The 13,689-nt window shown below is 44.6% G+C and carries 7 protein-coding genes; 2 read left to right on the forward strand and 5 right to left on the reverse strand.

Features of this window, described 5'->3' with window-relative positions; all coding sequences use genetic code 11:
* Positions 1-3,703, reverse strand: a 3,703-nt coding sequence (locus tag RDO37_RS07115; RefSeq protein ID WP_308498589.1) for a hypothetical protein, incomplete at its 3' end; no start/stop codon positions are given.
* 1,003 nt (positions 3,704-4,706) lie between these two features.
* Here RDO37_RS07115 and RDO37_RS07120 point away from each other — a divergent pair.
* The gene (locus RDO37_RS07120; protein WP_308498590.1) at positions 4,707-6,800 is read left to right on the forward strand and encodes a hypothetical protein; all 2,094 of its coding nucleotides are present in this window, start codon (positions 4,707-4,709) and stop codon (positions 6,798-6,800) included.
* A gap of 375 nt (positions 6,801-7,175) precedes the next feature.
* Positions 7,176-7,673, forward strand: a complete 498-nt coding sequence (locus tag RDO37_RS07125) for a hypothetical protein (RefSeq protein ID WP_308498591.1) — start codon at positions 7,176-7,178, stop codon at positions 7,671-7,673.
* 335 nt (positions 7,674-8,008) lie between these two features.
* On the opposite strand, the gene RDO37_RS07130 is transcribed toward RDO37_RS07125, so the two are convergent.
* From RDO37_RS07130 to RDO37_RS07145, 4 genes are all read right to left on the reverse strand, one after another.
* Positions 8,009-8,605 carry a transposase gene (locus RDO37_RS07130; RefSeq protein WP_308498592.1) on the reverse strand — a complete coding sequence of 199 codons (597 nt, stop codon included), beginning with the start codon at positions 8,603-8,605 and terminating at the stop codon, positions 8,009-8,011.
* Positions 8,606-8,924: 319 nt separating this feature from the next.
* Positions 8,925-9,845, reverse strand: coding sequence for a hypothetical protein (locus RDO37_RS07135; RefSeq protein WP_308498593.1), 921 nt, complete (start codon positions 9,843-9,845; stop codon positions 8,925-8,927).
* 438 nt (positions 9,846-10,283) lie between these two features.
* Positions 10,284-11,603 carry a hypothetical protein gene (locus tag RDO37_RS07140; RefSeq protein WP_308498594.1) on the reverse strand — a complete coding sequence of 440 codons (1,320 nt, stop codon included), beginning with the start codon at positions 11,601-11,603 and terminating at the stop codon, positions 10,284-10,286.
* A gap of 1,156 nt (positions 11,604-12,759) precedes the next feature.
* Positions 12,760-13,689: autotransporter outer membrane beta-barrel domain-containing protein (locus RDO37_RS07145; protein ID WP_308498595.1), on the reverse strand; the 930-nt coding region annotated here is incomplete at its 5' end.

Here is a 13,689-nt window from a genome sequence, read left to right on the forward strand (position 1 = left end):
CACCAACAGCACCAACACGACCAAACATTGCATCAGCCATGGTGGTTACAGAAGCAACAGCAGCCTGCTGTGCACCAGCGTAAGTTGCAGCATGAGCAGCAGCATCTGCTAATACACCAGACTTGTCGTCGGAGTTAGCAACGTTACCTAAGAACTTGTAGCCAATGGTATTGCCCTGGATGGTGCCAGACATTACATCCTTTAACAAATCGGAAACAGGCTTAGAAGCAGAGGTGTAGTAAGTAGCAAGCTTATCAGTATCAAACTTCCAAGTGTTGTCCACTACCTTACCAGTATTTAAATCCACCTTTGCACTGATTAAGCCGTTTAAGGAAACAAGGTCTACAGTGCCAGAACCAGTCATGCTAGTGCCTGAGAAGATGGTGATGTCCTTATCAGCACCAGTGAAGTAGCCAGCAAGTACTACCTTACCGCTGCCACTTACACTTCCACCTGTTGCTGCGAATGAAACAGCTGAGCCAGTCTTCTTGCCATCCTGATCAATTTTATAAACACCATCAGTAATGACTAAGCCACTGTTTGCACCAAACTCAAACTTGTTCTGGAATGTTGAGGTTGGAGCAGGATCAATTGCATCCTTAAGAGCTTGACCAGTCTTAGAAGGATCAATCATTACACCCTGATTTCCAGCAATAACAAGTGGCTTGTTCAGAACCAGAGCTGCTTGGATCTTATCCTTATTGAGCTTCTTGCCATCAGCAGTCATGTAGCCGTAGGTGGTAAAGAGATCCTTTACGTCCTGAGCACTGTCAAAGCCAAAGCCTAATACAGAGTTCTTACCTACACCAAGCTTACCATCAAGCTGAATAGCATCGCCTGAACCGCCGTTACCACCCATAGACTTAATGTGGGCAATAGAAGCATCAGCATTCCACTCAGGATCAACGATGAGGTTGCCTCCATTAAGTGCTAAGGTACCAACCTCGAGATGGCCTGCAGAAGTATCAGTACCGTCCTTGCCTACAAACAGAGAACCGCTTGCAGTCATAGTTAAAGTGTCTACATCAACAACTGCATCGCCAGCAATCTCGTAATTAACATCGCTGTTGCCTGCATCAAACTTAAGTGACTTAGCAGTTACGTCGCCTAAAATGCTTGAGCCTTTAGTGCCAGAAGAAGTAACAATGATGTCCTGCTTCTCAGCTACGAGAGATGCGTTGTCGCCTACGTTTAGAACCTGGGTCTGTAACTGAGCATTTTCCTTAGTGAGAATTAAGGTTGATTTGCCCTGTAAATCTACAGACTTAACAGCTTTGGTTGCACCGATAGACTCAGCTACAACAGCGGAAGTCTCTTTCTTGGAGTGACCAATGATTACAGAGCCTTCATTAGCGGCACCGCCATCAATTGCTCCAATAGAACCTGCACCAGCTAAGGTTAATGATGCAGTACCTGATAATGCAACATCAGCAGCCTCGCCGCCCTTGCTTACAAAGCCTGAATTGCCTGCATTGTAAAGAATGACGTTCTTGCCATTAGAGATAGTGGCCTTGTCTGCGCTAGCACCAATACTGATATTGCCAGCTACTACGCCCTTATCAACTGTGCCATTCTCTGCCTTAACGCCATTACCGTCGTAAACATCAGCGTTCTCAATAACCTCAGTAAGTGCTACGCTACCAGATAAACCTGACAGAACGAAGTTATTGCCGAAAGAAATTACACCATCAAGACCATTGTCTGCTAAAGCTTTCTTAACATTCTCAACCTGAGTCTTGGACATAGTGAACTTGTCACCGTTGCCCTTGAAGGCATCAGAGAGCTTAAACTCGAGTACAGAGGTTGCGTCAGAAGAAATAGCTTCCTTGGTAATGTTAGAACCACTAGAGTCCTTCACTAACTCAATCGCATCACCAGTACCTTTCTTAAAGACATCAGTCTGATCTAACACTAAGGTAGAGCCACCTGATAGCTGGACAGTAGCAGTATTGCCTGCGCCAGAAGCTAACTTTAAGTTGCCAACGCCAGATGCATCTAACTTAGAGGCCTTATCAATTACGAGCTTACCAGTAGCATCAGTCTCAAGATTCTTGCCTGCCTCAAAGGTGTAGTTACCACCATTAATGGTTACAGTTGCACCAGAGCCAGTCTTACCGATTACAAGGCCGCCACTGATAGTGCCAGTGCCTGCGGTTGAAAGAGTTAAATTCTCGAGGAGGTTGAAGTCTGAGCCGCTGTTGATGAAAGTTACATTTTCAGCTTCTAATGACTTAACGCCTAACTTATCAGTCAGCTTAGCATCAGCCTTACCAAGGGTAAGGTTGGTTGCCTTAACTGAAACATTGGTACCAGCATCAGCGATGGTCTTAGAAATGGTGATATCAGCACCACCAATCTTGCCACCATCTTCAACAGTGATCTTGCCAGCCCCTGCTGAACCTGAGAACGCAAAATCAGTTGCGATGTCAGCAGTATCCTTAATCTCTAAGAAACCACCTGAACCAATAGTTAAAGCACCTGAAGCTGCTTCTTTTTCAGCACTGTTCGGGGTAGTGAACTGAGCATTTTCATCAACATACTTGAGAGCATCGGTGCCGTTTGCAGCCTTAGCAGTTAAGAAGGACTTTAAAGTCTGCTTGTTGATGCTTAAGGTTGCATCATTACCTGCAGTACCGCCAAGCTTAAGCTGCGCGTTAGCGTCTTGAGTGCCATTACGGCCTGCCAAAACAGTATCTGCACCTACATCAATAGTACCGTTGGCTAATGTAGTAAGACCGCCAATATCAAAAGTTGACTGACCTTCGAAAGACATCTTACCAGCTGCGGTCATGTCGATAGTAAGTGCTGCGCCAGACTTTACTGAGAACCAGCCATCTTTAACTGTTGTATTCTTAACAGCATATTTAGCAGTACCATCTGTGACTGCTGCGCCAAAACTTACGATACCGCCACTAACATTTACTTTTGCGGCATTAACAGTGGTTGCACCGCTGTTACCTGCCACTCTAAGCTTGCCATCTTTATTGATAGTAATAGTGGTTGCATCGTTGCCTAAAACAACAGATCCACTTCCGTCATGCTCTGCAGATACTAAACCAAGATTAAGGGCAGCACGGCCATGAATTTGACCGTCTTTACCTGCCTCAGATAAGACACCATCGCCAATCACAATATTTGCTGCATCTAAAGTTGCAGTAGAATTAGCTCCAGATGTAGAGATATTTAAAAGACCGTTAACATTTATGTTATTAAACTTAGCTGAAACAGTACCTTCGTCTAAGGCGGCAATGGTCAAGCCATAAGTTTTTGCTGTCTCGGTCTGAACAGCCTTAACATCAAGATCACCTGCTCCAGTTAAATTTAAGGAGGTATCAGCGCCTGATGCAGACAGAATATTTTTGCCAGCATCTGTCTTATTATCAGAGATAACAAGTTTCTGTCCGGCAGCTAAACTAATCTCTGTAGTATCAGCAGTTGATTCAATTTTCAGGTTCTTAAACTTGCCTGCTGCACCCTTATCAGTATCTGCACCAGTAATATCGATAATGCCATTACCAGCAGTTAAAGCAGCATCCCACTCTGCTTTATCCTCGAGATTAACATCGTTTGCTGTAGCTGCACTAGCAGAACCTGCAGCTAAAGCGGCGGCGGCCATTGCGGCTACCATGGCGATGTTGGCGTTCTTGAAAATAGCACGGTATTGGGCCATTAAGAACTTAATGGCGTTGTTGGTTTGCTTCATTTTCTGAAAAAGAAATATAAACCGATTGTTTGTTGCGATTCTTAAGGCAGGTCCAGCTAAGCATGCTTGGCGTTTAGTGAATATCTTTGCTGATTGGGTGCTGGATTAATCGCTTGAGGGATTGAGCTTTGCTCTTTAAAACTTAGTCTGGTGGCATGTGAGCTTTTGCACGTATACATCCACCATGTGTAAGTTTATGTAAGCAAGGCATCTAAAGTGACCTCTAATATACCACGCTTTAGCAAGCTAAGTGAGCTTGTGCTATTGAAAGTAATTGTCGATTGAGCATGGATTAGGCAGACAATATCCGTGATTTGCTGACTACAGGAGTTAAAAGCTGTATATGACTAAGGGCTTCGTTTTAAGCGCTGTGTATGATGCTTATAGTGAGCTAACTAATCTTTTGCATAGGCATCTTATGCTAAGATACGGGCCTTAACTCTATCTTGCTGCAATGCTTTAACTAAGCATGTATAGCTATACTTTTGCTAGTCTACGCTTATCTAAGCTTGTCTTTCTTAGCCTGCCTATGCGTTCAAAAGGCTGCTGGCAAGCTAGCATGCTCTCATTTGCATACTTGTGGTGTAGTAGCTCTTAATTTAGGTGCTGCTTGTTTCAGTATCATGAGTTAGTAGGCATTGCTTATTTACACCAAGCCTATATTGAACCTGCTTAGCGTAGTGGGCTGGTCTGAGCTCGACTATGCTGTGTTCTGCTATGTTGCTCGGCTTGGCCATGATGAGATTAGCTTCGATCTGTATAGTTTGGATCGGCTAGTCACTACTTGCTGTCGTAACTGCTTGTTTTGCTTAGCAGGCTGGCTACTGAGTCGCTTGATTGGCGTGATTGGCGTGATTGGCTTACTTGGTATGAGCGCTTTGGGCTGATGACTTTTGCGCTTGTGCGGCTTTCTTGGTTGTGACGTGGCCTGGGCATGGTTATGTTTGGTAGGCTAGCGTAGCAAGATGGTGCAGTCGATTTTATTAACTTGAGTGGAGGCTTTATGGGTTGGTTATCTTCATTGTTCGGCATGGGACAAAAGGACAAAGTCTCTGAGCAAGATGCTCAGCTTGAACAAGCCCCCATGGTTGCACTCAAGAGCATGACCTTAGCTGAGCGTCTTGCTGCTATGGCAAAAGAAGACCCGCTCTTTGCTGATATGGCCGATGATGAGACTGATGCTGAAGCTCAGGCGATTGCTAAAAAAGACATTAACAAGCGTAATGTTGAAGAAAACTGCATCTTAGCAGGCTACTTGTTAATGCACTCCAAGGGCGTTGACCAAGAGAAGATCTCAGAGTGTATTGACCTTTTACTGCGCCATGCTAATCAGATGTATCAGGTACCGATGTGGAACTTCTACTTAGGTGTGGCCTATCTGTACTCTGGTCAAGTTCATGTAGCTTTACGCTATTTAAATGTGGCAGTAGATGACGTTGAGTTTAATGTCAGCTGCCAAAAGTACCTCACTGTCTGCATCAATGAGCTGCAGATGCCAGAGCTCAACCCAAACTTCTCTCAAGGCTGCTCTAAGTGCTATGAGGCCTTAACAGCTGAGCTTGATAACCTCAGCGCTAAGATTAAGCAAGAATTTGCCTCTGAAAGCGGTGTGGGTCATGAGACCTATCGTAAGGTCAGTGAGATTCTCTCTTTGGCCTTTGGTCGTACTGCATTCAATCTAGATGTAGAGGGCGCTACAAATACTGCCCGCATTGTGCTCTTACCAGTTGGTAATATTGCACGTGCTCTACAGATGCAGTTCTTTATTGATAACTACCCCGCTCTATTCAATGGCAAGTTAATCGTTAGCCTTGCTCGTAGCCGTAATGAGAGCTTCTCTATCGCTTTTAAGAAGACTCAAATTACCTCTAAGAACGTTAAGTGCTACCTAGCTCCTTCTGTTCAAGGCTTAAAAGTCTACATGTACATCAAAGAGCTTAGAGAGTATCTCAACGAAGACTTCTATGGTGCCTATAAGATGCACTTAGATCTCTTCTACTCAGCTATTGGTGAGCTTGCTGCAGCTTGTAACCACATTACCTTTGAAGCATTACTTAAAAACGAGATTCCAAAGGACAGTGATGGTCAGAGCTTTACCTTAGACAGACTCTACAACAAGCTCCTCGAAAAAGGCCTGGTGCGTGATGGCAGCAATGATGAGCTCTTAGAGCGCAGCTTTGCCACTTATGAAAACGACTTTAAGCTAGAGCCAATTCCTGACTTAAATGAGGATCATGACCACGAGCACATCCATGCGCATGATCATAAGCATACGGCTGGAGATGCTGCTGTTCTTGCTACTAAAAAGCATGAGCATGCTAATCAGCACAAGGATGAGAGTAAGAGTGAGCATGGCACAGAGTGTAATGCCGCTATTACCAGTGCATCTGTAGACGCTGCCAATGCCTCTAGTACCAATGGCTCTTGTGAAGCAACAGTATCTGCTAACAGCTGCACTGCTGCTGATACTTCTGCTACCACTACCACATCCACAGCCTCTGCTAGCGACAGCTCCAAGAGCACTACAGCTAGTGCAGCAACCTCCTCATCTAATAGTGCTACAGCTTGCTCAACTAGCCCATCCACTGCTGTTGATAATCGACCAACCTATCGTCGTGACATTGTAAAAGGCTATACTCGCTGCTATCAGCTCATTAAAGAGTATGGTGAAGTTGAGCATCGCTTATGCGATGAGCTCTTAGAAAGAGGCACTGTAGCTGGCTTCTTTGCGCTTAAGAAAGATCTCTTTGAAGGTGAGAACGCCAAGATTAGCTTTGAGGCATTTACCGCTCAATTCCGCAAGTCCCTATCCTCTGGCCTCAATGGTCTTAGCATCCCTCTCAATGCTAAAGCTGCAGATACTAACGCAAGCAATGACAGCTCTCAGTCTTTAAATGACGATCACGGTGTTGTTGGCATCTTTGTCGGTGCTGCAGAGGGTCTAACTTGCTACTACTTAGACTTTATGAGCTGGGATACTAATACTCTCTTAGAGAGAACTTATGAGATCTTAAAGCCACTTAACTGCTATGAGCTTACCTACGGCACCTTTAGAGGTGATGTGGCCGCTCTTAACCTAGTTAAACGCCCAGCGTAAATCCTCACATACTGCACTAGCGCCATGATGCCATCTTTTGTGGTGCTAGTGCATTCACCATATGACAGAATTAGCCACAAGCACATGCTCATCCTCATGCTTATGCTTATACAAGAACATGTGTAGTGCATCATTGTTTGACATTAATCGATAGGCTAAATCCTCGACGAATATAGAGATGTAATGGTTATGCCTGCTATCTTTTGTTATGGCTAACTACATGTACCAACACCGCCACGCCGCAACTAAGAGTCACATTGTGACATAAAGCATGTCATTGACCTTTTACGAGGATGGCATGAGTGGCAATAAGATCAGTAATAGACTTGAGCTGCCCTTGCTTGCGTATTTAGCATCATCAAGGCTCACACAACGATGAACAACAAAATCAGCCAACCTGAGATTCCTTCAGCTTTTAACTCACTTGAGGATGCCGTCATAGCTGCTATGTTTTGTCAAAGCTTAGGTTTTGACTCGGAACTCGCCACTAAGATCTGCAAAGACTACGGCTGCAGCATTGAAATGTTGAAAGACATTGCTAAATGGCATCTGCAGCAGAAGCAAGCACGTGATCTCGAGCATCAAAATGAGCTCAAAGCTTTGCAAGACAAGCACTCAGAATTAAGCAATCTTGCTGAAAAGCAAGCAATCGAACTTGAACAAGTCAAAGCAGATCTAGCTGAGTTCGGAATGGGAATACAGTGCATTAAAGCTGAGCAGAAACAGGCTATTAAGGCTCTTGAAAAAGAACACAAAAAGCGTGTTAATGCACTTAAAAAAGAGCACCAGAAAGATCAATATAAGCTCGAGCTAGCCAAAAAAGTTGAAGCTGTGCTACGTAGCGGTAACACACAGAAGCATCACAGCAGCTAAAGCCATCCATATAGGCATACCATCGTTACGTTTATCTCAAACGCAGATAATACGTTTAGAACTTGTTACTTGTGCCTGTGCTTCTGCTTCTTCTTGTGCTTATGCTTGTACTTGTACTTGTACTTGTGCTTGTGCTTATGCATCTGATTCTGCTTTCTAGTTGTGCCCTTGTGCGTTGCTGTTGAGCAGTGGCCTTTTATCAGATATTAGAGGCCTTGTATCGGCAATTTGAGTTGTTCAATTTCATATGAGGTGATGGTGGCTTTGCAGCTTTGTTAAGATGCTTTGAACTGCCTTAATCTATGGTGCGCTGGTAGCGTATTGTGGGGCTTATTCTAATTTGACCCCTTAATACCTAACTCATGCATATACTTGCGTACAGTCAGGTGGCTAAGGCTAATACCATAGTGTTTCTTTAGTAACGCAGGCATCGTCCTGCATCCAGCCTTACCTTTGCCATGTATCTCAAAGCACTCCAGGACACATTTTCTAATCTCATCATAGCGATCTAGGCATTGAGGGTTATTGGCGTAGTAGTAAAACTCATCTTTTGAGATGCCGACCATTTTCTTGATGAGAGCTGGTGTCCACTGTGGATGCTGCTCAATAAGGTATACAGCAGTCTTATAGCGCCATTTAATGAGCATATGCGGCTTAAGGTCAAGCCTATCTTCATCTTTAATCAAACTTGCAGCTGCTTTGCGAATCTCTCTTTCAAGCTCTTCGCGCTCATAAATTTTGCGCTTTACATGCTCTGGAAGCTCTTCAAAGCCTTCGCTGCGTGAGTCGATGCGTGGGAGTTTGGCTCTACTGTTTGGTTTATAAGCCGAGGCAGCAACTCGTTTAGGTACGGGGCCAAGATAATACTCAATCTTCTGCTCCATAGTAACTGCATTAGAATCAGTCTCATTCATACTGTTAATTACTCTCATACACTCATACGCAATATCTTGTCACATAAGGGGTTCACTGATGCCAACGATGCCAACAAAGTCGTGACACTCAGCGATTTGATGCATGCTATGGCTATTGCTGTGCTCAGCGCTTTGATCCGTGCTATGGCTATTGCTGTGCTCAGAGCTTCAATCCGTGCAATGACTATCTCTCTTCGCATTGCAATACCTATTGCAACGCTCATTGCTGTGCGCAATGCTGTGCTCACTCCTCTGCGCAATGCTATGCTAATTGCCTTGAACTTTTCTATACCCTGCCTATGTTCCATGCTGAATCAGTACAAGTCTCTACAAGGCGCTATGAGCGATCCTTGTTCTTCTTTTTGTTCTTCTTACGTGGTGCAACAGCTCGTCCGAAAATCCTTGGTGGAAGGCTATTGGGCTCGTCAGCTTGAGATGCCTCATCTTTGCTGTCAGTGGCTTTGTACTTTAGCAGAGGGTTGTCGTGGTATGAAAACTTATCATTGCAGTCAGAGTCTTTGTACTTTAGCAAAGGGTTGTCATGGTATGAAAACTCATCATTGGCTACAAGAGGCTTATCCCACTGAGCCTTCTGAGCATTTACCTTATGAGCCTTTTGCGACTTCTTAGCATTTACCTTCTTAGCCTTCGTGGCTCCATTAGCATTTGCACTCTTAGCATTTGTGGCTGCCTGAGCATTTGCATTCTGAGCCTTCTGGGTATCCTGAGCATTTGCCCTCTGAGCCTCTTTGAACTCATGAGCCTCCAGAGATTTGACTAGTGGAGAGTTAAGCAGCTCTTCTTTGGTTATGCCTTTAAAAGGAGACTTGGGGCTATTAGCACTCAGACCTAGCACCTCGTCAGGCAAAGCTGCAATGATCTCATCACAATCTCTTGGCACATCAGGGTACATTGGGACTGCATCTGCAGCTACCTTGCCTATGTTTTCTTTGCCTATGTATCTCTTTACCCTCGCAAGCAAGGTATTACGCTTAATCTTGAAATAGACCTCAGCACGATCAAAGCCACAGTTAGAGGCTAAGACAAAGTTGTAGATGCCCAGCAACTGCTCTTTAGTGTATGAAGGGCGGCCAATTCCATAAAGAAATAAGCGAGTAATTTCGACACCATGGACCTTAATGAAGAGCAAGAACCAGTCAACTATAGCGCTACTTACACGAATAGCTTTGCTGATGACATCTGAGCTTTTGCCCTCGTTAAACAGCTCAACCATTTGCTCAAATTTAGATCGATCCATAGCCCCGTCCTGACTTACATCCAAAGAAAATGTCTTGATGCCTGATGTAACTTACAACCGCTTGCAAATGAGTATAAGTCCCTTGTATGTATCCTACTTTTGCCTAAGGAACAAGATGGCAAAGGTCATCTGCAAGGCACGTGATATGAAATAGCTCCGAGCACTCTTCCCATGCTCGCTATAATGCACGTAAGTGAGTCACATGATGCTCATGCGCATCTGCTTACACCACGCATCTCAAACAACGTATGTGTTGAGGGCTACACCAGCAAGTACAGCTAACAGCTGACAATTAGCCGCGCCATCATCTGAACATTTGCCAAACCATCAGCAAGATCATTTGCAAGCCACAGCCATAGCTATAGCCTTTATCGTAGCCATAGCCATCAATCACAGCTAGCACGCATAGCCAACATCATAGCCAACGTCATTGCTATGCTACTTATGACGTCTCTTACCACGTCTTTCTCTATTAGGCTTAGTATTTTTCGCCTTAGCCTTCTCCTTTTTATTGAGTTTAAGAAGATCATTGTTTAACTTGTCCATAACCTGCTTACGAGACCTGCCTAATTTTTCAAATAAGGCAAAGTGCTCATCAGTAGGCTGCATCGATAAGTGCCATTCACCACCAGGCTCATCCTGTACGATCTGAATCTCATTCAATTTACTGATGACATCTTTAGCCGGCATGCCTGCTTTGCCCTCAATATGATTTTTCATCTCCATGGCAAGTAATTCTAAAAAATTAAATGCCTCAGGATTCTCTCTTCTGATCTTCGTCAGAAGACCGCCTATGCTTTCGGGATCTAAAAATTCCTCGTCATCATCATCGTAATCGTAATCGTCATCGTCAAAAAGGCTTGAGACATACATGTCGTCATCGTCATCGTCGTCAAAAAAGCTTGAGACAAACATGTCATCATCGTCATCATCGTCATCGTCTAAATATTCAGGCACATAGATGTCATCATCGTCATCCTCATCCTCGTACATGTCTGAGTTAAAGAACTGGTTATCGTAGCCATTTGAGGAACGTGAGGCATCAGGTGTGAGAGGAGCAGTCTTAATGACGAGACCGCCTTTAGCTTTTGCCTTGATATTTTCTGTTACCTGTTTACTAATGGTTTCAGGCAAATCTGAGTGAATAATGACTTTAACATTACTACTTTCTTGGGCACTAGCAGAATCATCGTCTGTAGCTGATTTAAAGTCTGCAGCTATCTTTTCCTCTTGAGCTGTAGCAGAGGCAGTAGCGCTCTTTTTCTTCTGTGCCCTGGTAGATGCTGCAGCCTTTTCATCATGTGCTTGAGTAGAGGCAGTAGCTGCCTTACCCTTTTTTGCTTTGGCAGTGGATGGAGATGACTTTTGCTCTTTCTTTGTGGCAAAGGCTGACGCTATCTTAGCCTCTTGCACGGTGGCCTGGGCATGTGCTAGAAGAGGTAGTTGCTCATCGCAATCAGGATATGAGATATATTCTGCGCCGGCATACAGTATTTTTGTGCCTGAGGCTAATGAGTCATCATGGTCACTATCCTGAGCAACACAAGTCATCAGCTCATGATACTTTGCATTAGGCACCATCATATTGTCATGGTCTTCACAAAGCTCACCAATGGTAATGAGCTTTTTGACAGAGCTGACGTCCTTACCTACCACTTGAAACATCTCGACTTTGACATCAGTGAGATTCTTCTTGCTATTACGGTGTTTTCTTATCTTGAAAGCTTGTTCAGGCACAATAACCATTGATTCAGTCATATTCAATAACCTTGATGCTTGCTAAAAATGCATTTGACTACAGCTGCCATTGCTCATCAACAGCCATCTAAGTGAATAAGATACCCTACATAGACAAAAATCACCATCAAAAAAACAAGATCGCATCCAGCATGCTCCTCAAACAAGCTCTTAACGCGCTTATCCAGACTAAATACCCACAGATATCTGCAGCCACGATCAGCACTGTAATCCTCATAGAGACAGCACCGAACACAGAACATTGGGCCAAGTACAAAGTGCACAGAGCAAAGAGCAAAGAGCTCCCATCACCTAGGCATAGACTCTCAAGCAGAGCAGCAAGCACAGCCGCAAAACCATGGCTACACCAATCTTACTTCATGAAATTCAGGCCTCAACATTACTTACTCAGCGCCGTACTTCTCATTTAGCCAAACCTCATTAACAGCGAATACCTCAATATGCATGTCAGTACATTACTTTACATTACCGTGTAGTGCAGCGCCGCACAGTGCATTTCAGTGCAGCACAGTAAACTGCAGCACGCTGGCAGCTAGCTGTGTTATCTCTACTGTGCTAAGCATAGTAATGCCGCCAATAGCAAATACGATAAGCCAACCACCTTGAACAAGTGCTCTAATCAACACGGCAATTTATGAAGCGCCATCGCCTAAGTACTGTTACCAACTAAGATCACCAAATAAGCTGGTGCCTGGGGAATGGCCAGAGAGACAACTAGCATGGGGCCTTGCATATACTTGCATACTTGCTAGTGAGCTTGAATGTCTGACTGACTGATGGGCTGATGATTAATTGAATGAATGAATGAGTGAGTGGATGGATGGATGGATGGATGGATGGATGGATGGATGGATTACCTTGCTAATCTAGGCATAGCCATCTTATCGCGATCTTTAACCTGCACTTGCTTACTTGAGGCAAGTGGTAATTTTTAATTTCGTTTGAGGCTGTTGCTCAAACGAATTCTAAAAGTGACATAGCAAAGTATCCCCATAAAAACGGAAAAAGCGACCCCAAATGATGTCCTATCCCTGACATCACTCGTGATCGCTTTATGAGGGGCTATGGCTAGCTAATATGTGCTGCCATAGCCCTGATAATTATGTTCTAGCACTAAGCTACATGTAGCTTGGAGCTAGTTAAGAGCCATGAGCTCTTAGAACATGTAACGAGCCTGAGCATTAACACCGAAGGAATCAGTGTTCTCAGAGCCAGTGTAGTTGATACCAAAGGAGGTACCAAATGCACCGTACTGAGCGCCTAAACCTACGGTTAAGCCGTAAGTAACCTCATCCAGAACCTCGGTGTTAAGACCGATGTTCTTGTTGATGCCGGTGAAGCGAGTATTTGACTTAGCCTCGGTGTCGCCAGTGTTGAAGGCAACAGTTAAGTCAGCGCTTGGAGCTAATGCCCAACCGCCGGTTACAAAGGCCTTAGATAAGGTTACGCCTACTGGAATTGAGAATACGTTCTGTACATCAAACTCAGTATTAGCGACTACACCCTTCTCACCAACTAAATCATAAGAGTCGGTGTTCAGGCGGATGAAACGTGCACCTAAGTGTGGAGTTACATCAACAGCTGGGGTAGCAACAGTGTACTGGCCAGTTAAGCCCATAGTAACAGCAGTGGTGTCAGCCTCACCCTTAAGACCTAAGCCCTCAACCTCATGAGAGATTACGGTCATAGAAGCATCACCAATTAAAGCTAAGTTACCGAAGCCCATAGCTGAGTAGACACCAAAGCCGTAGTAATCAAACTCGTCCTTTAAGCCGTTACCATTGCCCTTGCCGTCTGCATCACCAGAGCCGATGTTAAATACTGCACCAAAGCGCATGTTGCCCTTTACAGTGTCTGTACCAAATGCAACGCCAGCTAAGTCAACGTCAGCACCGTAAGAAGCACCCTCAGCATTGAAGCCGTCAGCGTCTACGGACTTGTACATTGGGGTTAACCATACACCGCCCTTAGTCTGTGAACCAGTTGCGGAGATAGAGGCAGCCTCAACACCAACAGCACCAACACGACCAAACATTGCATCAGCCATGGTGGTTACAGAAGCAACAGCAGCCTGCTGTGCACCAGC

This window comes from uncultured Anaerobiospirillum sp. (assembly GCF_902485895.1).
In the GTDB taxonomy this organism is placed as follows: domain Bacteria; phylum Pseudomonadota; class Gammaproteobacteria; order Enterobacterales; family Succinivibrionaceae; genus Anaerobiospirillum; species Anaerobiospirillum succiniciproducens.